This window comes from Agarivorans albus, assembly GCF_019670105.1.
Classification (GTDB): Bacteria; Pseudomonadota; Gammaproteobacteria; order Enterobacterales; family Celerinatantimonadaceae; genus Agarivorans; species Agarivorans albus.
Genome location: NZ_AP023032.1, coordinates 1,909,590 through 1,928,831 on the forward strand (window position 1 = coordinate 1,909,590; position 19,242 = coordinate 1,928,831).

Annotated in this window: 16 protein-coding genes; 11 read left to right on the forward strand and 5 right to left on the reverse strand. The window is 42.8% G+C overall.

What is annotated here, in order from left to right:
• The first annotated feature begins 215 nt into the window (after positions 1 to 215).
• The 7 genes from K5620_RS08785 to K5620_RS08815 all read left to right on the forward strand — a co-directional run bounded on the left by K5620_RS08785 (position 216) and on the right by K5620_RS08815 (position 6,040).
• A complete protein-coding gene (locus K5620_RS08785; RefSeq protein ID WP_016400520.1) occupies positions 216 to 1,265 on the forward strand; it encodes a porin in 1,050 nt (349 codons plus the stop codon).
• A gap of 216 nt (positions 1,266 to 1,481) precedes the next feature.
• Positions 1,482 to 1,754 carry a hypothetical protein gene (locus K5620_RS08790; RefSeq protein WP_040306878.1) on the forward strand — a complete coding sequence of 91 codons (273 nt, stop codon included), beginning with the start codon at positions 1,482 to 1,484 and terminating at the stop codon, positions 1,752 to 1,754.
• 362 nt (positions 1,755 to 2,116) lie between these two features.
• Positions 2,117 to 2,368: a DUF4212 domain-containing protein gene (locus K5620_RS08795; protein WP_040306877.1), complete on the forward strand. Its 252-nt coding sequence runs from the start codon at positions 2,117 to 2,119 to the stop codon at positions 2,366 to 2,368.
• A complete protein-coding gene (locus K5620_RS08800) occupies positions 2,369 to 4,105 on the forward strand; it encodes a sodium:solute symporter family protein (RefSeq protein WP_016400517.1) in 1,737 nt (578 codons plus the stop codon).
• Between the two features lie 156 nt (positions 4,106 to 4,261).
• Positions 4,262 to 4,702 (forward strand): hypothetical protein, encoded by a 441-nt coding sequence (locus K5620_RS08805; RefSeq protein ID WP_016400516.1) that lies wholly within the window; start codon positions 4,262 to 4,264, stop codon positions 4,700 to 4,702.
• A 75-nt stretch (positions 4,703 to 4,777) separates the two neighbouring features.
• Positions 4,778 to 5,668 carry a LysR family transcriptional regulator gene (locus K5620_RS08810; RefSeq protein ID WP_016400515.1) on the forward strand — a complete coding sequence of 297 codons (891 nt, stop codon included), beginning with the start codon at positions 4,778 to 4,780 and terminating at the stop codon, positions 5,666 to 5,668.
• A gap of 129 nt (positions 5,669 to 5,797) precedes the next feature.
• On the forward strand, positions 5,798 to 6,040 hold the full coding sequence (locus K5620_RS08815) for a hypothetical protein (RefSeq protein ID WP_016400514.1): 243 nt from the start codon (positions 5,798 to 5,800) through the stop codon (positions 6,038 to 6,040).
• Positions 6,041 to 6,044: 4 nt separating this feature from the next.
• Here K5620_RS08815 and K5620_RS08820 read toward each other — a convergent pair whose 3' ends face one another.
• Together K5620_RS08820 and K5620_RS08825 are read right to left on the reverse strand one after the other, a co-directional pair.
• Positions 6,045 to 6,440 carry a SufE family protein gene (locus tag K5620_RS08820; protein WP_016400513.1) on the reverse strand — a complete coding sequence of 132 codons (396 nt, stop codon included), beginning with the start codon at positions 6,438 to 6,440 and terminating at the stop codon, positions 6,045 to 6,047.
• Positions 6,433 to 7,647 carry an aminotransferase class V-fold PLP-dependent enzyme gene (locus K5620_RS08825; protein ID WP_016400512.1) on the reverse strand — a complete coding sequence of 405 codons (1,215 nt, stop codon included), beginning with the start codon at positions 7,645 to 7,647 and terminating at the stop codon, positions 6,433 to 6,435. The genes K5620_RS08820 and K5620_RS08825 overlap by 8 nt, the downstream gene beginning before the upstream one ends.
• A gap of 108 nt (positions 7,648 to 7,755) precedes the next feature.
• On the opposite strand from K5620_RS08825, the gene K5620_RS08830 reads away from it, so the two are divergent.
• Both K5620_RS08830 and nhaD read left to right on the forward strand, forming a co-directional pair.
• The gene (locus K5620_RS08830) at positions 7,756 to 8,934 is read left to right on the forward strand and encodes a GGDEF domain-containing protein (RefSeq protein ID WP_016400511.1); all 1,179 of its coding nucleotides are present in this window, start codon (positions 7,756 to 7,758) and stop codon (positions 8,932 to 8,934) included.
• 56 nt (positions 8,935 to 8,990) lie between these two features.
• A complete protein-coding gene (nhaD, locus tag K5620_RS08835) occupies positions 8,991 to 10,406 on the forward strand; it encodes a sodium:proton antiporter NhaD (protein ID WP_016400510.1) in 1,416 nt (471 codons plus the stop codon).
• Between the two features lie 57 nt (positions 10,407 to 10,463).
• Here the strand turns inward: nhaD and K5620_RS08840 are convergent, their stop codons facing one another.
• Genes K5620_RS08840 through K5620_RS08850 form a run of 3 tightly spaced genes read right to left on the reverse strand, consistent with a single transcriptional unit; the run spans position 10,464 to position 15,183 of the window.
• Entirely contained in the window at positions 10,464 to 11,963 is a 1,500-nt protein-coding gene (locus tag K5620_RS08840) for a SpoVR family protein (RefSeq protein ID WP_221077470.1), read from the reverse strand.
• 7 nt (positions 11,964 to 11,970) lie between these two features.
• Entirely contained in the window at positions 11,971 to 13,242 is a 1,272-nt protein-coding gene (locus tag K5620_RS08845; protein ID WP_016404013.1) for a YeaH/YhbH family protein, read from the reverse strand.
• Between the two features lie 18 nt (positions 13,243 to 13,260).
• Positions 13,261 to 15,183 carry a PrkA family serine protein kinase gene (locus tag K5620_RS08850; RefSeq protein ID WP_016404012.1) on the reverse strand — a complete coding sequence of 641 codons (1,923 nt, stop codon included), beginning with the start codon at positions 15,181 to 15,183 and terminating at the stop codon, positions 13,261 to 13,263.
• Positions 15,184 to 15,944: 761 nt separating this feature from the next.
• Between K5620_RS08850 and K5620_RS08855 the strand changes: the two genes are divergently transcribed.
• Both K5620_RS08855 and K5620_RS08860 read left to right on the forward strand, forming a co-directional pair.
• Entirely contained in the window at positions 15,945 to 17,624 is a 1,680-nt protein-coding gene (locus K5620_RS08855; RefSeq protein WP_016404011.1) for a sodium:solute symporter family protein, read from the forward strand.
• Positions 17,625 to 17,828: 204 nt separating this feature from the next.
• Entirely contained in the window at positions 17,829 to 19,241 is a 1,413-nt protein-coding gene (locus K5620_RS08860; protein WP_016404010.1) for an esterase/lipase family protein, read from the forward strand.
• Position 19,242: the final 1 nt, after the last annotated feature.

The window sequence follows — 19,242 nt, forward strand, 5'->3', positions numbered from 1 at the left end:
AAACCTGTTAGTAAATATTGTTTTTTGACGTTTTTGTTACTTTAGTTGCTGATATTAACGACTAATAACTATTCCGCTATTTTATGCTTCCAATTAGTTAACTGGTTATTTTTGGGTTTGTTACTACGCTGAATTTTGGGGGCTTTAACTGTTAGCACACTTTTGTTCCCCAATTGTTAAGAGTTAATGAAAAAACTCAAACCAAGGAGTAAACCATGAATAAGGTAATTGCAGGGCTTGCACTTAGTGCAATGGCAGGTAGCGTTTCGGCCGCTACTATTTATGAAAATGGTAAAACTAACGTAAGTATAGGTGGGTACTTAGGGATAGAGGCATTTTATCAAGCGGGCTATGGAGATAAAGACAAGTCATTTGAGTTACAGAATAAGACCTCGCGGATCCGTTTTGCTTTTGAACATGAGATGGTGCAAAACTGGATTGCGGGTGCGCAGTTAGAGTGGGGTTTTAACCCAACCGAAGGCTCAAGTGAAGAAGATCCATTGTTTAGTAACCGCTTAGGTAACATCTATTTCAATAACGATGGTTTTGGCGAAATTAGAGTCGGCAAGCAGTGGTCGGCTTATTATGATATTGCTGTGTGGACCGATCAATTTTGGAAGTTTGGTGGTGATGCGTCGGGTACGTATGATGGTCGAAATGGTGGCGATGAGTCGGGCATGGGGCGTGCCGATGAAGCCCTTGTCTATCGCAAATCTGTTGGCGGCTTTGGCTTAGCAGCTCAATATCAGTTTGAGAAAGATGCTTCAGCTAGAGACTATGGTTACCAGCTAAGCGGCAAGTATGACTTCGACTTTGGTTTATCTATTGGTGCGGCATACGCTGCCAATGGCTATGACAATACTAAAGCGGGTTATGTAGGGGCTGCAGACCAAGATAAGGCTACTTCTTGGTTAGCAGGTGCGGTGTATGAGTCTGACATGTACTATTTAGCGGGCACTTATGGCGAGTATGAAAACTTGAGCCGTAAATTTAGCACCCTTGCTGATAAGGCCAACGGTATAGAATTGATTGGTTTCTACAAAATAGATGGTGGGCTTTACCATGTTTACGCTGGCTACAACGGTTTAGAAGACAAAACCAGTGGTAGTCAGGGTGAGTTGAGTTATGCCGTAGGTGGAGTGGGGTGGAAGCCCGGCCAAGTTCTTTTGGCTCTAGAGTATAAGTTTGGTCTAGAAAATAAAGACGCATTAGGTGCAGATAAAAAACAAGACGAGATGTCGATACAAGCTCGATATTACTTCTAGCCAAGTAACAGCAACTAGGGCTCTAAGTTATTCATAGCTTTTTACAAAACTAGAAGTTTTGCAATAAGCAGAAGCCGCTTGTTGTTGCCAACAAAAGGCATTGCACTTTTCCTAGCAATGCCTTTTTTATTATCGAAATACCACTAATTATTCTTGGTCAACTCGCCACTGTGTGTAGACCTGCTACAATCCTTTCTTTTTTGCACGAGACTTAAGATGAAGTGGGTAACCATATCCTTTTTGGTAATAATTGCCTTAGTTAATTTTGGCCCTAGGGTTAACGCCATGTTCTATTCAAAACCGGATACTACGGTTGTATTTAACAGTGGTTGTTTTCTGCAAGGGGAGTTGCGTGTTGATCCAGTGAGTCTTTCATACTTTATTGTATTAGATGATGGTCAAGAACTATCGTTTGCCGACGATAGTTACGCTGAAATTTCTTCTAAAGAGAATCCGGTTGATATTTCTGAATTGGATTTTTGTGTGTAGTTAACAAACTGTTAACTAAAACTTGCCTAGCCTGTCTATTCAGGCTTTTTTCTGCTTAGCTTTGTTTTCTTGAGCCTTCTTTAATTATTCACCGTATCCCTCTATTGCTTCTTTAAGTGTTGAATTCCTGCGTCTAGATCTCAATTTTTACTTGTATTTAGGGACTTTAGACTAAAGATTAATACCTAGTCTGTTAATCGTTTGTTAACTTTTTCTTCGATAGGCTTGAATTGAGTTTATATGTGCATCTATTCCACTAGCCGCAGATAAAAACTTAATGATTTGTTCGGCCGTTAACATGTTGTTTACATATTTATTGGCACAAAATTGCGAAGCTTTTATAGCTTGCTTGGAGAAATATCATGGAAGAACAGACTACATATTGGCAAGAAAACTTGCGCCTAATATTTACCTGTCTCGTCATATGGTTTGTGGTTTCATTTGGTTTTGGCTTACTTCTCGTTGAGCCGCTAAATGAAATTCGCTTAGGCGGATATAAACTGGGCTTTTGGTTTGCACAACAGGGCTCTATTTATACCTTTGTGGCTTTGATTTTTTGGTATACCGCCAAAATGAATAAGCTCGACAAAAAATACCATGTTGAGGAGTCATAAATGGACGAGTTAAAACTCTATACTTATATCGCTGTATTTGGCTCCTTTGGCCTGTACTTCGCCATTGCTTGGTGGGCTAGAGCAGGCTCTACCAGTGACTTCTACGTTGCTGGTGGTGGTGTTACGCCTATCCAAAATGGTATGGCAATTGGTGCTGACTGGATGAGTGCAGCTTCGTTCATTTCTATGGCGGGTTTAATTGCCTTCCTAGGATATGGTGGTTCTGTTTTTCTAATGGGCTGGACCGGTGGCTATGTGCTGCTAGCAATGTTACTAGCCCCTTATATGCGTAAGCATGGTAAGTTTACGGTACCTGAGTTTATCTCCGATAGATACTACTCAAAAGGTGCGCGTATTGTTGCGGTATTGTGTTTGATTATCGCATCGCTTACTTACATTATCGGCCAAATGAAAGGTGTTGGTGTTGCCTTCTCTCGCTTCTTAGAAGTTGAGTACGATATGGGCTTATACATTGGCATGTTTGTAGTTTGGGTTTACGCGGTATTAGGCGGCATGAAGGGGATTACTTACACCCAGATTGCTCAATATTGTGTACTAATTTTTGCTTACACCATTCCTGCCGTATTTATTTCACTGCAGTTAACCGGTAATCCGATTCCGCAGATTGGTTTGGGTAGTACCCTGGCTGATGGCAGCGGTGTTTACTTACTCGATAAGCTAGATATGGTAGTTACCGATCTTGGCTTTAAAGAGTACACAACCGACAATCTAGGCGGCACTCTAAACATGTTTGCCTATACCTTGTCACTAATGATTGGTACTGCAGGCTTACCTCACGTAATCATGCGCTTCTTTACTGTTCCTACTGTTCAAGCGGCCCGCTCTTCTGCTGGTTATGCTTTAGTGTTCATTGCTATTTTGTACACTGTAGCGCCAGCTGTAGGTGCCATGGCTCGTTTCAACTTAATGAACACTATTGTTCCAGAAGCTGGTGATAACTTGGTATATGACGAACGTCCACAGTGGTTCAAAGATTGGGAAAACACTGGTCTGCTGAAGTTTGAAGATAAGAACGGTGACGGCAAAATCCAATATGTTGCTGATAAAGAAACCAATGAGATGGTGAAAGTAGACCGCGACATTATGGTACTTGCTAACCCAGCTATTGCTAACCTACCTAACTGGGTAATTGCATTAGTAGCTGCTGGTGGTTTGGCGGCTGCGCTTTCAACCGCTGCTGGTTTGTTGTTGGCTATTTCATCCTCGATATCTCACGACTTAATGAAAGGGGTGCTCACGCCTAACCTCTCAGATAAGAATGAGTTGCTGGCAGGGCGAATAGTGATGACACTTGCCATCTTGGTGTCCGGTTATCTCGGTTTAAATCCGCCTGGATTTGCCGCAGGTACCGTTGCACTGGCCTTTGGTCTAGCCGCTTCGTCTATCTTCCCAGCGTTGATGATGGGTATCTTTGCTAAGAAAATGAGTGGTACCGCTGCGGTAGCTGGTATGTGCTCAGGTATTGGTGTAACAATGCTTTACGTATTCCAACATAAAGGCATTATGTTTATCCCTGGTACTTCATTCTTAGGTGATATGGGACCAAACTGGTTCTTGGGTATCTCGCCAAATGCCTTTGGTGTAGTAGGTGCTTTGGTTAACTTTGGTGTTGCCTTCGCAGTATGTAAAGTAACCGGTCCTGCTCCACAGCATATTCAAGATATGGTTGATAACTTCCGTGTACCACATGGTGCAGGCGCAGCTCACGATCATTAAGCTTGAATTGAACTAATCCCTAGTAAGCAAAAGGCTCCCTAGAGGGAGCCTTTTTTTGCGGTGGAACTTGGTAAAAATAATTAATTTTCAATATGATAGTGTTAAAGAGTGAACTTGGTTAGCATCACTCAATAAGGTTGATTACAGGAAGTAACAATGAACAGACACACTAAGTTGGCTATGTTAGTGATGCCGTTTTTGGCAATTGGCGGTTATATCGCATCTGATATTTATTTGGAGCATGATGCAGAAAAAGAGCGCGTTTTCCAGCTAAGTACCTATGGTCACTGCGACATTATTAACCAAAAGTGTATTCTTGAATCCGGTGATTTTCAGCTCAATATTAGTGATGAAGCAGGAACAACCACGGTTAATTCTACCTTTCCTTTAGATAGTGCCACCTTCTTTATTGTAAGTAGTGCAAATGTAGTGACCGCTTACCCACTAGGCATGAGTGATAGCCCTTATTACTGGAGAAGCCCCACCGAATTACGCGAATTGATCCCTAACCAGGGAGATAGCTATAAGTTACGTATTATTGCCAATATTAAAGGCGGAAAATACATTAGTGAGTTTTATAGCCAAACAATTAAGTAGTTGACCGCTGGGAAAAGCAAACTGCTAGTGCTAACATTTAATCAATAAAAACAAAGCATTGTTCCTAGGTACTGCATGCATATTACTCCCGAGCGTTTAGTTTATTTGGTGACAGTAGCTGAGACGCGTTCTTTCTCAGCAGCCGCACGTAAACTGGGGGTAAGCCCTTCAGCAGTGAGCCAATTGATTCAAAACATGGAGTTGGATTTAAATATTCGACTTTTTGATCGTGTTTCTGGCCAAGCGCCAACCTTAACCGACGTAGGGCGCACGCTTTACGTTCAGGCTTTGGAGATTGTTCCACGCTTACAAGCTATGGAGAAGAAAGCTCAGTCTTACCATGAAGGGATTGAAGACAAATTAACCATTGGCGTATCGGGTTATAGCTTTTTTCCAGAGTATGGAGAGGCGATAAAGAGCTTGTTAGCTAAGTTTCCGCAGTTAAATGTGAAGATCATTGATGTAGATGAGTTCGACTCCCATAATTTTGGTGAAGGTGGCGAGGTAGACATTCTTATTACTCCTGCTGAACTTATCCCGCGACGCGGAGTAGAGAGTGTTATGATTGGCCGAATTAAATGGTTGTGTGTTTGCGCGCCAAGCCATCCGCTTGCCAAGATAAAACATGCTTTATCTATTCAAGATCTCCTTTCGCAAATTCAAATAACTCCTGCTGTGTCTAACTTTATTACTGAAGATTTAGCTGAGTCAGTGCGCCTTAGTTCTCAGGTGGTTAATTGTTCAAGAATGTACCAATTTAAGCAGCTGTTGCTTAATGGCGTTGGCTTTGGTTTGTTCCCCGAGCCTTTAGCTAGAACCTACATTGCCAATAATCAACTGGTTGAGTTAGAACGAGATTTTATTGTGGATGACTTTGAGTGGCCAATTGAAGTGGTTTGGAGTCAAGCTCTTGGGCCTGCAGGGGAATGGTTTATTGAGCATCTGACAGAGCAAAACAGCGAATAAACTAGCGATAAATCTAAGTAAATAGCTAACCGGATCATTAAATGTTTAATTTGTTGTGATTAATTGCAGATGATCAAATACACTTAAGCAATAAACTAAATTTCCCATAGAAAGAAATAGGAACCAGTAGTGAGCTCTAATCAAAAATGTCCATCTTGCGGTGGCCATAAACCAGCATTAATGGCCTGTCGTGATTGTGGATTTACCTATAGTGTAACGAGCCGTCCACCTGCAGCTACCAAGCCAGTACCCCAAGCTAAACCAGTGCCTAGAAGTGAATATAGGGCGGTGATGGAAGAAGGCGGTGCTAAATCAAAAGTTGTGATTAAAACCAAAAAACGCCGCACTTATACCATTCCTAGCGAAGAGTAACCGCTTAGCTCAACTTTGCGATTGTCTGCAATATCGCCGTTATTCCATTGTTTCTCGATTCACTTAAATGATGCGCTAAGCCAAGCTTTTCTAAAGTTTGGCTAAATGTTATTTGAGTGTTTTCAGCATCCTGCGCGAAGCAGGCTAGCATGATTACCAGTAAACCCTTGATGATTTTCGCATTACTATCAATCAGTAGCTGCTTATTGGCATAATACAGCCACACATTACTTTCGCAGCCTTGTACTAAGTTTTCTTGTGTTTGGTATTGAGAGTCCATCGGGCCCAGTACTTTGCTTAACAGCAGCAGTTGGCGGTAACGCTCTTCCCAAGACTTACAATTAACAAAGCGCTGTTCAATCTGTTCTATGTTTAGTTCAACTTGGGGTGCTCTATTCACCAAACAACTCCATAATTTTATCAATTGCTTCTATCGCTTGGTCAATATCTTGTTGATTGTTATATAAGCCAAGTGACAAACGAATACTGCCTTCTGGAGACAAACGACTGCTCAAGGGCATTGCGCAATGATGGCCACAGCGCAAAGCAACATTGTATTGGTCAAATAGGGTGGCAGCATCTTGAGGGTGAACACCTTGCAAGTTGAAGGCAATTAAGCCAACTCTCATCATCGGTTCACCAACCAGTTCAACCTTGGGGTGCTGTTTAAGCTGCTGTAGCGCATAAGCTAATAATTGGCGCTCGTGACTAAGACGCTCTTTTAAAGGGAACTGTGCTAAGAACTTAATGGCTGAGGCCAAACCTATTGCCCCAGCTATGTTTGGGGTCCCCGCTTCTAGGCGATAAGGAAGACTGTTCCAAGTGCTAGCTTCAAAAGACACCTTACTTATCATCTCTCCACCAAACATGCTGGGCTCGAGCAGCTCTAAGGCTTCTTCGCTTCCATATAGAGCGCCTATGCCTGTTGGCCCATATAACTTGTGTCCAGAAAACAAGTAATAGTCACAAGCTAAGCGATTAACATCGACGTCTAAGTGAGCTACAGCTTGTGCGCCATCCACCACTATTTTTGCGCCGAACTGGTGGGCTAGCCTAGATAATTCAGGAATTGGTTGCATAGCACCAATACTGTTTGATACGTGGGCAACGGCAACAATTTTACATTTGTCGCTAAGTTGCTGGCGAAAGTAAGCTAAATCTATATCACCATTGTCTAGTACAGGAATTACTTTTAGATTCGCCTTACGCTTAAGGGCTAGTTGCTGCCAAGGTACTAGGTTTGAGTGATGTTCGAGCTCGCTAACCCAAATTTCGTCGCCTTCATCAACTAAATGGGCGAGGCCATCTGCCAATAGGTTGGCAGCTTGAGTTGTTCCGCTGGTCCAAATAATATTTTGCGCCTTGGCACCAATAAATTCTGCAAGTGTTTTCCTTGCTAATTCAAAGGCATTGGTGGCATGTCGAGCAAAGCTATGACTTGCTCTATGTACATTGGCATGACCTTGGCGGTAATATTGTTCAATGTCTTTTAAGACAACTTCAGGGACTTGAGTTGAAGCTGCGCTATCAAGGTATGCAAATGGCTGATTAGTACCGTTTAATGACGGGAAAAACTGTCGATAGCGAGTATGCTTAAGTGAAGTCACAATGATTCTTTGTTTGGCAATTAAAGCCGATATTGTAGCCCTAGGCGCAAATCTAAACTAGCTTATATCGGTGTTCTCTTTGATTTAACAACAGGAGTTAAAGGAAAGATGCAACAGCCACAAGTTATGCAAGCGTGGAAAAGCGTATTTATGGGCTTTTCTTCCTCTAGCCAAGAGCGGCAATTTGCTAACTGGCAGTGGCAACAACAGCGCCAACATCTCTTTTGGGTTCAATCGCTCTATTGCTTGTGTGTTATTTCCTATCTTTTTCAATCGGGTGTACTTGCTGCTTGGTGGCAACAAGCCAATATAGGCGCATCTTTAGCATTAAGTGTTTGGTTTTGTTATCAAATGTTGCTTACTTGGCGTGGTTTAAAGTTGGTGACGGCTCGCTCAGCCCATGCCTTGTTAGCTGGCCATGCAGTGATTCATTTCACTTTAATCTTCGCTTTAATGCATGGTGGAGGGGAGCTGCAGTTTAGTGCTGTTCCTGATTGGTTAGTGTACAGCCTACCAGTACTGTTTATTTGTTTCTATTTACCTATCTTGCTCGCAGTTATGTTGATAGTTGTTGCTACTTTGCTCACTTTGAGTGGTGTTGAGCCCTTAAACGCAAGCCAAGTACAAAATTGGCCTTATGTCGAGCTGCCAAATGCCTTAGTGAACTGTTTATTGGTATGTATTATCGTTTGTCTTTGTCATGCCTTGTGGCGTCATCGCTATACTCATGAACAAGGCTTAGATTTGTTTCAAGAGAAAGAACAGCCAAGTAGCGAAAACCTACCTTTGTTTAAGCAATCTATCGATACTGATGAGCTGACTGGCTGTGCTAACTTTGCCCGCTTTAAACAGTTTTCTGAGATAGAAATTGAACGTACCTCTCGTTATCAGAATGCCTATTCTATTGTTTTGATTAACGTCAATCATTTTAGTCGATACCGTGATAAATTAGGCGCTGATGAAGCTGATAAGCTATTGGTTAAACTAGCGAATTTTTTACAATCGAAGGTACGCAAAGTTGACTTGTTAGCGCGTTGCGAAAAAGATCAGTTTGTTATTGGTTTACCTGAATCTAGCTTGTACCAAGCTTTGGATACTGCAGAACGGATCCACGATGCTTTAGGTAGCGAATTTTGGCTCAACTATCTTGATGAGTTAGAACTTGGCTCTCGGTTGGGGGTGGCTTGCGTAGATGGCACTGCCAACAATATTGAGGCACTAATAAGCAAAGCTGAAAATGCAATGAACAATCATCGAAGTGCCAGCGCCCTAAGCTACGGACGCTAGAACGAAATCTTTATCAATCTAAAACAAATGAGCATTCGCCTAAGGAGTGGGATTTAATGCGTATATTGTTGCCTCTGCTATTGTTGTTTTTTTCTTCTGCTAGTTATGCCGCTGATGGCTTGAGCTTAACCTCGTCTTGGGTGGGCTATAGTGCCTTAGTCATTTTTGCCATTGCTTACTTATTGGTGATGAGTGAAGAGGTTATTCATCTAAGAAAATCGAAACCCGTGCTGGTCGCCGCAGGCTTAATTTGGTTTTTGATTGCTATTTATTACCGCGGCTCTGGTCACGAAGAGCTGGTAACCGATGCCTTTCGCCATAACTTACTGGAGTTTTCAGAGTTAATGCTGTTCTTGTTGGTGGCGATGACTTACATCAATGCAATGGAGGAACGACGCTTATTTGATGCATTGCGGGCTTGGCTGGTTAGTAAAAAACTGAGTTATCGTAAGTTGTTTTGGTTAACGGGCTGCTTAGCCTTTGTTATTTCGCCGGTGGCCGATAACCTTACCACTGCGTTACTTATGTGTGCGGTGGTAACTAAAGTAGCACAAGGAAATAGCCGATTTATTAACCTAGCGTGTATCAATATTGTTGTTGGTGCTAATGCTGGTGGCGCATTTAGTCCTTTTGGTGATATTACTACCTTGATGGTTTGGCAAAAAGGTTTGGTTACTTTTGGTCAGTTCTTCGATTTGTTAATCCCTTCATTTGTTAATTTTGTTATTCCTGCCTTTATCATGTCGATGTTTGTTTCTGCTGAAGCAGTAGAAGCAGAACACGAAGAAGTTGAATTAAAACGCGGCGCAAGACGAATTGTAGGTTTGTTTTTAATAACAATTGCTACTGCTGTAATGGGGCATAGTTTGTTCCACATGCCACCGGTAATGGGCATGATGATGGGCTTAGGTTACTTACAGTTCTTTGGTTTCTTCTTGCGCAAAACACTTGCGTCTAGCTTGCATAAAAAAGCCGTTGATGCGATTTCTCATCGTGATGATGCCCGATTAAAAGCCTTAGGCAGTGTCGTGCCCTTTGATATTTTTAACCGGGTAGCGCGGGCCGAGTGGGACACCTTACTGTTCTTCTACGGTGTAGTCGTTTGTGTTGGTGGTCTTGGATTTATTGGTTACCTAGAAATGGCATCTAACACCATGTACTTAAATTGGGATCCAACCTATGCCAATATTGCCGTTGGGGTATTAAGTGCCATTGTAGATAACATCCCAGTTATGTTTGCCGTTCTCACCATGGAGCCAGCAATGTCCTTAGGCCAATGGTTATTGGTGACGTTGACCGCAGGGGTTGGAGGTAGCATGTTATCAATTGGCTCTGCGGCGGGGGTTGCGTTAATGGGGCAAGCTAGAGGCCACTATACCTTTATTAGCCACCTGCGCTGGGCACCGGTTATTGCCTTAGGTTATGCCGCCTCTATTGTTTGCCACTTAATGCTGAACAAAGCGTTGTTCTAAATTCACTCTAAATAAAAAAGGCCACCATATGGTGGCCTTTTTTTATAAACAGCATTGTTATTCTTGTGCTGGGCAGCGGGCGATTTCTTGTGCGCCGCCTGCATAGTCACTTTGCTCGAGAATCACATCAAAGCCCCATAAGCGATGAAGGTGTTTAATCACCTCATCTTTGCTTTTGCCTAGTGGAATGCCTTGATGAGGGACGTAGCGTAAGGTAAGTGAACGGTCTCCACGAAGATTTACGTTATGAACTTGAATATTCGGTTCAATGTTACTTAGATTGTATTGAGCACTTAGCGCTTCGCGCACTTGTTGGTAGCCATGGTCATCATGAATGGCTTTAACTTTTAAGTAGGGCTTGTTTTCGTCATCATCGAGGGTGAACAGTTTTAAGTCACGTATTACCTTAGGCGATAAGTACTGGCTAATAAAACTTTCATCCTTAAAGTTTTGCATAGCAAAGTGTAGGGTTTGAAGCCAATCACTGCCTGCGATATCGGGGAACCACTTGCGGTCTTCATCGGTGGGCGACTCACATATTCTACGGATATCGGTCATCATAGCGAAACCCAGCGCGTAAGGGTTTATCCCGTTAAAATATGGACTGTTATATGCCGGTTGCATTACTACGCTGGTATGGCTGTGTAAAATTTCAAGAATAAAACGCTCACTCACTTGTCCATGGTCGAACATATGATTGGTGATAGTGTAATGCCAGAACGTAGCCCATCCTTCATTCATTACTTGAGTTTGTTTTTGAGGGTAAAAATACTGACTAATTTTTCTTACTATGCGAACAATTTCTCGCTGCCAAGTCTCCAATAAGGGGGCATGTTTTTCGATGAAGTAGAGAATGTTTTCTTCTGGTGAGGCGGGGAAACGCTGACGCTTTTCTACGTTTGGATCTTCCTTGGTTGGAATGGTTTTCCACAGCTCATTGATTTGGCTCTGTAAGTACTCTGCTCGAGCATCTTGGCGAGACTTTTCCTCTTCCATTGAAATTGGGCTAGGGCGCTTGTATCGATCGACACCGTAATTCATTAGAGCGTGGCAAGAGTCAAGCAAGTCTTCAACCGCTTGTACACCATGGCGAGCCTCGCACTTGCTAATGTAGTTTTTGGCAAACACCAGATAATCGATAATTGAGCTGGCATCGGTCCAAGTTTTAAACAGGTAATTGTTTTTGAAAAAACTATTGTGGCCAAAGCAGGCATGGGCAATAACTAAAGCCTGCATTGGCATGGTGTTTTCTTCCATTAAGTAAGCAATACAAGGGTCTGAATTAATAACAATTTCGTAGGCCAAGCCCATTTGGCCGCGCTTGTAGGTTTGTTCAGTTTGGATGAATTTTTTGCCATAGGACCAGTGGTGATAACCAATCGGCATACCTACGCTGGAATAGGCATCCATCATTTGTTCGGCGGTAATTACTTCAATTTGATTAGGATAGGTATCTAATTGATAGTGTTGTGCAACCTTCTCAATTTCTTGATGATAAAGCTCAAGCATTTCAAAGGTCCAATCTGGTCCATCGGGCAACATCTTTGTTTTGCTCATAAGGGCCTCACGCAGTGGCTTTTTTGAAGAGGTCTCTAAATGTCGGCAATATTTCTTCGGCATTTTTCACATGACGAATAGAGAAGTTAGGGAAAATTTCACTGAGTTGTTCGTATTCGTGCCACAAGCTTTGGTGGGCACGGCTGGTTATTTCAATGTAAGCGTAATGACGACTTAGAGGTAGCAGGGTCTTCTCCAGTAATGCGCGACACTTGGGTGAATCATCTGCCCAGTTATCGCCGTCGGAAGCTTGTGCTGCGTATATGTTCCATTGGTTTTGCGGGTAGCGCTCTTCAATAATCTTATCCATTAAGTTAAGTGCGCTAGAAACAATGGTGCCACCGGTTTCTTGAGAGTAGAAAAATTCATGCTCATCAACTTCTTTAGCTTGAGTGTGGTGGCGAATAAACACTACCTCGATTTTTTCGTAACTGCGGGTCAAAAATAGATAGAGCAGTAAGTAGAAACGCTTCGCAATGTCTTTGGTGGCTTGGTCCATAGAGCCAGAGACATCCATTAAACAAAACATCACCGCTTGGCTGCTTGGTACTGGGTGTTTAGCAAAGTTATTAAATTTAAGATCGAAGGTATCGATAAATGGGATGTTCGAAAGTTTGCGTTTTAATACCTCGATTTCTGCTTTTATCGCTTCAATCTCGCTATGTGGAACTTGCGAGTCTGATTGGCTTTGTTCAAGTTGTTGTTCCAATGCACGCAAGCGTTTGCGCTTGTCTCCTCCCATCGCCATTCGTCGCGCTAGCGAGTTTTGTAAAGAGCGCACAATATTTATATTGGCTGGCACCCCGTCGTTGGTAAAGCCGGCGCGGGCGGTGCGGTATTCAACAATGCTATCTACGTCTGTTTCTTGAAGATTGGGTAGCTCCAAATCGTCAAATAGAATATCAAGGTATTCGTCTTTGGAAATGTTAAATTGAAATTCTTCGGTGCCTTCGCCTTGGTCACTGGCCTCACCATCACCTGGTCCGCCTGCTCCTTCTCCTCCGGGAGGGCGTTCTATTTTGTCGCCTGTTCCAAACTGATCGTTACCAGGCAGAGTGCGTTGGCGATGCCCCCCTTCACCTTGGTGAAAAAAGGGCTCGGTAATATCTTTATGAGGAATGCTTATGCTTTCGCTGTTCTCCAAGTCTTGGATACTGCGCTGATTAACCGCATCGTTTACTGCGCGTTTAATTTGGCTTTTATAGCGGCGAATAAAGCGCTGGCGGTTCACCGCGCTTTTATTCTTACCATTTAAACGTCGATCGATAAAATGAGCCATAGGCGCCCTCCATCAAATCTAAGACGATTTACGAACGCGTAAATACCATTCCGACAACAAGCGCACTTGTTTGCGGGTGTATCCTTTCTCCATCATTCGGGCAACAAAATCATCGTGTTTCTGTTGGTCGTCGGCGGAGGTTTTAGTATTGAATGAAATAACAGGTAGCAAGTCTTCGGTATTCGAGAACATTTTCTTCTCGATAACTGTGCGAAGTTTTTCGTAGCTAGTCCAGTTAGGGTTTTTGCCGTCATTGCCCGCACGAGCGCGGAGTACAAAGTTGACGATTTCATTACGAAAATCTTTAGGGTTACTAATACCCGCGGGTTTCTCTATTTTTTCTAGCTCAGCATTGAGTGCTGCGCGGTCAAATAGCTGGCCAGTATCAGGATCGCGATACTCTTGGTCTTGAATCCAAAAGTCGGCGTAAATAACGTAGCGGTCAAATATGTTTTGTCCGTATTCTGAGTACGACTCTAAATAAGCGGTTTGAATTTCTTTGCCGATAAAGTCGACGTACTTAGGGATCAAGTAGCCTTTTAAGTGTTCTAAGTAGCGGTCTGCCACTTCTTGGCTATATTGCTCGCGCTCTATTTGTTGTTCAAGCACGTAGAACAGATGCACTGCGTTAGCCGCCACCTCGGTGGTATCAAAATTAAACACTCGCGATAGTATCTTAAAGGCGAAACGGGTAGATAAACCCTCCATGCCTTCATTTACCCCAGCAAAATCACGATACTCCTGATAAGACTTGGCTTTAGGATCGGTGTCTTTAAGTGTTTCACCGTCGTAAACTCGCATTTTTGAATAGATGCTTGAGTTCTCTGGGTCTTTAAGCCGCGATAAGACTGAAAACTGCGATAATAACTCCAAGGTGCTAGGAGCACATTTGGCTGTGTTTAACTCACTATTATCCAGTAGTTTTTGATAAATTTTTATCTCTTCGCTTACTCGTAAGCAATAAGGCACTTTTACAATATAAACGCGGTCTAAAAAGGCCTCGTTGTTTTTGTTGTTTTTAAAGCTTTGCCACTCGGATTCATTTGAGTGAGCTAAAATAATGCCTTCGAAGGGAATTGCGGAGAGCCCTTCGGTACCGTTGAAGTTACCTTCTTGGGTGGCGGTGAGTAGAGGGTGTAGCACCTTAATAGGCGCTTTAAACATCTCAACAAACTCCATTAAACCTTGGTTAGCTCTACATAGTGCGCCTGAGTAGCTGTAGGCATCGGGGTCATTTTGCGCAAAGTGTTCTAATTGACGAATGTCTACTTTACCCACTAGGGATGAAATATCTTGATTGTTTTCATCGCCGGGCTCTGTTTTAGCTATCGCAATTTGGTTGATGATAGATGGGTAACATTTAACCACCTTGAACTTAGTAATATCCCCACCGTATTCATTTAAACGTTTGGCTGCCCAGGGAGACATAATGGTTTTTAAATGGCGCTTACTAATGCCGTATTCTTTTTCTAGAATGTTGCCATCTTCGTTAGCGTCAAACAGACAGAATGGATGGTCGTTTACTGGTGAGCCTTTTAAGCGGTAGATAGGTACTTGTTGCATAAGGGCTTTCAGCTTTTCGGCTAAGGATGATTTACCACCGCCTACTGGACCCAACAAGTAAAGAATTTGCTTGCGCTCTTCAAGGCCTTGAGAAGAGTGTTTTAAATAAGAGACAATTTGTTCAATACTGTCTTCCATCCCGTAAAATTCTTTAAAGGCGGGATAACGAGCAATAATACGGTTGGAGAAAAGCCGGCTTAGGCGTGGATCTTTTGAGGTATCCACCATTTCTGGCTCGCCAATGGCGAGCAAAAGGCGTTCTGCTGCACTGGCGTAAGTGCTTGGTTGTTCTTTACAAAGTGTTAAAAACTGGTCGAGGGATAACTCTTCTTCTTGAGCCTGCTCGTAACGCTGTTGATAGTGGTCAAAAATACTCATGGCCTAGGCCTCCTAAATACAAGCTATCTCTATAAAAGATAGAATTTGGAAACAAAAGATTTCATGAAGCGCTAAAATAAGTTTATACCATGGCAAAAATAAATTTCTAAAAAATAAGCATTTTTTTAAAAACCTTTAGTCATTAATTGTTGCCATCCTGTCCGTTCAAGAATTCCCGCGCAAGGCTCTTTGGCTATAACAAACAGGCGTGATTTGCTTCGCTCTATTTAAGTAAAGTACGTTTAAAGAAATAAAAGAGATCGAAAAATGCATCGTTTCTTCAGCGTGTTAGGCTGCTCACATAAAGTTAATGAATTGTAAAATTTATAGTTGACCTACAAAATCAGCATGCTAATTTAGTTTAGTAGCTTGAACCTTCTAGCTTTGGTCGGCGAGCACTGCATCGAGGGGAGTAGTGTTGAAGGTTTCCAAAAAGCACGTTTCCATTGGCTCTTGCTTTGCAAGAGCTCTTTTTTTGTCTTTTTTATAGAAACATCGCCCTGTTTATCATTGTTTAGACTAAAGGATGATAGAAGGGTTTTGGTCTTCTTTTTACTTCTATTCAATAGCTTACGTGTGAATCTGTAAATTAATAAAGCACCTTTGCTATTGAGTGTCTCATCTATACCAAAGTATAAGTTTCAAGTGGCTAAATGCGCCCTAAGTTAATGCGTAACAATTTGTTAACTTTTGGTCTGTTTTGTTGGTGTCTCTTTTCGATTATCAGCATCTTAGCTCCAGTAGGATAAGTATCGCTAGATATGGACATTCAAACTTGGACTTCTTTATTCGTTGCGGCTAGTTTCACGCTGTATATGGTGATAGCCATTTGGGCTAAAGCCAACAATACCCAAGACTTCTACGTTGCTCATGCTTGCATTCACCCGCTTACCAACGGCATGGCTACTGCTGCTACTTGGATGTCGGCAGCTTCTTTTATTTCTTTGGCGGGGGCTATCTCCTTTCTTGGCTATGATGGGGCGGTTTATTTAATGGGCTGGACAGGCGGGTACGTGCTGTTGGCGGTATGTTTAGTGCCCTACTTACATCGTTTTGGCCAATACTCTGTCGCCGATTTTTTTGGTCAGCGTTATTACTCTAAGCGGGCGAGAGTGCTAGCGGTAATATGCACGGTGTTCATTTCTTTTGTTTATGTTGCTGGGCAAATGCGCGGCGTTGGTGTGGTGTTTGCGCGCTTTTTAGAAGTGAACGTAAATTTAGGCATATTATTGGGCATGGCAATCGTGTTCTTTTACGCGGTGTGGGGAGGAATGAAGGGCATTACCTATACCCAGGTTGCGCAATATTGCGTACTGGTTTTTGCCTTTTTGGTTCCAGCTATTTTTACATCAATAGCCTTAACTGGGCAGGTGTTTCCGCAGTTTGGCTTAGGTAGCAATGTTAGTGGAGCTTCAAATGTTTACTTGTTAGATAAGCTTGATGGCTTATCTGAAGAGTTAGGTTTTGCCAAGTTTACCAATGGCACTCGAGACCTGAGTGACCAAGTGTTTATCACTGCTGCATTGATGATGGGAACTGCGGGATTACCGCATATAATTGTACGGTTTTTTACTGTCGCTAAAGTAGCAGAAGCCAGAGCATCTGCCGGTTATGCTTTAGCTTTTATTGCCGTATTGTACACCGCAGCACCGGCAGTGGGAGCCTTTGCAAAAGTTAATATTATTGAGTCTATCAACGGCTTGGATTCAAACGGCATTGCTGAAGAACAACAACCCAGCTGGTTAGCTCATTGGCAGCAAGCTGGCCTGGTGGAGTGGCGAGATGAAAATGGTGATGGCCGTTTGTTTTACTCGGGAGATCAGCGCAATGAAGTCACCATTAATCAAGATATTGTGGTGCTGGCCTCACCGGAGCTAGCACAGTTGCCAAACTGGGTGGTAGCTTTGGTTGCTGCGGGAGGTTTAGCTGCAGCACTTTCTACCGCTGCAGGCTTGTTATTGGTGATTGCTAGTTCGATATCACATGATTTAGTGAAGCAAACTTGGCAAAAAAAACTTAGTGATAAACAGGAGCTGAAATTGGCACGCTGCTGCGCAATTGCAGCAATTTGCGCGGCTGGCTATTTAGGCATTAACCCTCCAGCCTTGGTTGCAGAAGTGGTTGCTATTGCTTTTGGTTTGGCGGCTAGCTCGCTGTTTCCGGCTATTGTTCTGGGTATATTTGTTAAGTCTATTGGGCGTACAGCGGTAATAAGCGGAATGCTAATTGGCATGAGTATTACTTTGGCTTACGTGGGTTTCTTTAAGTTTGTGTTTCCAGCCCTAAACCATTCGGAACACTGGCTTTGGGGGATTTCTCCAGAAGGAATTGGCGCCCTGGGAATGCTAGTAAATTTCGCGATTGTGTTTATTGTCCAGCGCTATACTCAGCCGGCGCCCGTTAGTGTTCAAAACTTAGTGCTTAGATTGCGTAAGCCATAGCTCTACAGCGTTTTTACTGTCCACTATCTACTACAGCCTCATCGCGTCTTTTCTCGTTAGTTTCATCGCACTTTGCTAGTGGCTTACCTAGGCTATGCAATAGTGTAAAAGGGAGATTGCTTTTTTTTAACTTACGGTTAACAATCGTTTGCGAATAAAAATAAGCTTTTGAATTAGCTATTTAAATTACATGGACGTAATACGATGAAATTGATTTTTGTGCATGGCTGGAGTGTAACTAATACCTCTACATACGGCGAGCTACCACAGTCTTTAGTGGCTAAAGCTAGCGCTGCAGGTTTGCAGCTAGATTTAGAACACATCTATTTGGGTAAATACATTAGCTTCCATGATGAAGTATCGATGGATGACATCGCGCGAGCTATGCAGCAAGCCTTATTAGATTTACCCGGTAACGAAACAGGCATTCAAGAATTCTCTTGTATTACCCATTCTACTGGTGGGCCGGTTGTGCGTTCTTGGGTTGATAAGTATTACGGTGCGGCAGGTTTAGCTTCGTTACCGCTTAAGCATTTAGTGATGCTAGCACCAGCTAACCATGGCTCTAGTTTAGCGGTGTTAGGCAAACAGCGGGTTGGGCGTATTAAGTCTTGGTTTGCTGGTGTTGAGCCAGGGCAAAGAGTATTAGATTGGCTGTGCCTGGGTAGCCAAGGTCAGTGGCAGCTAAATGAAAATGGTATGGCTTATGATTATGTTGGCAACAACTTTTATCCCTTTGTATTAAGTGGACAGGGGATTGATACTAAGTTCTATGATTTTTTAAATGGCTACTTGGTAGAGTCTGGTTCAGATGGCGTGGTACGCGTAGCGGGTGCCAATATGAATTACCGTTATTTTGCTCTAGAGCAGTCTGAAGAACAGTTGACAGGTTTTCAAGGTAAAACATATCGACTAAACCCTAGCGAAGTTGAGCCTGTTCGACGCCCTGCAGAAGTGCCTATTGGGATACTAAGTGAATTTAGTCATTCAGGGACCAAAATGGGTATTATGGCGAATAAAGCGAGTTCTGCTAATCATTATATCGTTGTTGACCAAGTGCTTGCATGTTTGCAAGTAAACAGTGCCAGTGATTATCAGCAACGCAGCGCTGAGCTAACGCAGTTAAGCCAAGCCGAACAAGCCAAAGTGCCGCTCGGTAAAAAGCGAACCATTGGTAAATATTGCATGTTGGTTGTGCGGGTTAGAGACCAAACTGGCGAGCACATTCACAATGAAAACTACGATGTTTTGCTACTAGCAGGTAAAGGTTATAAACCTCATCAATTACCGGATGGTTTCTTTGTCGATAAGCAAATGAATAAAGCAACACATAGCTTGGTGTATTACATTGATGCCGACAAAATGTCGCAAATTAAAGATAGCTGTTTTGGACTGCAAGTGATGGCTAGACCAAACAAGGGCTTTTCTTTTTACACCAACACCCAGTTTCGCTCTGAGGGTTTAGCCATCGATGAGGTGTGTGCTGCTAATCAAACCACCTATATCGATATCACCATTCATCGCGATGTCGATAAAAATGTGTTTAGGTTTGCGTCTGCTAAAGCGCCACGAGAAAGCTTTAAGAACATAAAACCTTCTGGTGATACTATTTCTTGAA

Coding starts and splice junctions, on each gene's coding strand:
- K5620_RS08790 (WP_040306878.1), top strand. CDS start 1,482: ATGAAGTGGGTAACCATATCCTTTTTGGTAATAATTGCCTTAGTTAAT.
- K5620_RS08800 (WP_016400517.1), top strand. CDS start 2,369: ATGGACGAGTTAAAACTCTATACTTATATCGCTGTATTTGGCTCCTTT.
- K5620_RS08810 (WP_016400515.1), top strand. CDS start 4,778: ATGCATATTACTCCCGAGCGTTTAGTTTATTTGGTGACAGTAGCTGAG.
- K5620_RS08830 (WP_016400511.1), top strand. CDS start 7,756: ATGCAACAGCCACAAGTTATGCAAGCGTGGAAAAGCGTATTTATGGGC.
- nhaD (WP_016400510.1), top strand. CDS start 8,991: ATGCGTATATTGTTGCCTCTGCTATTGTTGTTTTTTTCTTCTGCTAGT.
- K5620_RS08805 (WP_016400516.1), top strand. CDS start 4,262: ATGAACAGACACACTAAGTTGGCTATGTTAGTGATGCCGTTTTTGGCA.
- K5620_RS08795 (WP_040306877.1), top strand. CDS start 2,117: ATGGAAGAACAGACTACATATTGGCAAGAAAACTTGCGCCTAATATTT.
- K5620_RS08855 (WP_016404011.1), top strand. CDS start 15,945: ATGGACATTCAAACTTGGACTTCTTTATTCGTTGCGGCTAGTTTCACG.
- K5620_RS08845 (WP_016404013.1), bottom strand. CDS start 13,242: ATGGCTCATTTTATCGATCGACGTTTAAATGGTAAGAATAAAAGCGCG.
- K5620_RS08860 (WP_016404010.1), top strand. CDS start 17,829: ATGAAATTGATTTTTGTGCATGGCTGGAGTGTAACTAATACCTCTACA.
- K5620_RS08840 (WP_221077470.1), bottom strand. CDS start 11,963: ATGAGCAAAACAAAGATGTTGCCCGATGGACCAGATTGGACCTTTGAA.
- K5620_RS08850 (WP_016404012.1), bottom strand. CDS start 15,183: ATGAGTATTTTTGACCACTATCAACAGCGTTACGAGCAGGCTCAAGAA.
- K5620_RS08785 (WP_016400520.1), top strand. CDS start 216: ATGAATAAGGTAATTGCAGGGCTTGCACTTAGTGCAATGGCAGGTAGC.